Below are 269 nucleotides of genomic sequence, written 5' to 3'. Positions count from 1 at the left end.
GCTCGCCGTCCCGACTCTGCTACAAGCATTCCTGCGCTTGCTCAGGTAACGGGCACGAACTCTCCTTCGGCGAAGAACCACGCCGACATCGTCCGTGCCAGTTCGAGCACGACCTCCGCGTCGGTCCGGCCGGAGGACGCGCGCACGTGGAACGAATGATCTGCGTCGTCCACCACATGCAGCGTGGCGCGTGGCCCCAGCGTCTCGACGACCGACCTCAGCAGGGGAAGCTCGGCCAGCTTGTCGCGCGTGCCCTGCAGGAAGAGAAT

At 65.8% G+C, this 269-nt stretch carries 1 protein-coding gene; it reads right to left on the bottom strand.

The annotated features are described in order from the left end of the window. Positions 1-41: 41 nt before the first annotated feature. On the bottom strand, positions 42-269 hold a 228-nt coding region (locus tag U5A57_RS41550), incomplete at its 5' end, for an alpha/beta family hydrolase (RefSeq protein WP_321918149.1).

The sequence above is a fragment of the Paraburkholderia sp. J11-2 genome (assembly GCF_905220185.1).
Classification (GTDB): Bacteria; Pseudomonadota; Gammaproteobacteria; order Burkholderiales; family Burkholderiaceae; genus Paraburkholderia.
Note: the sequence above shows the minus strand (reverse complement) of the source record. Positions and strands in the feature narration are given on the sequence as shown.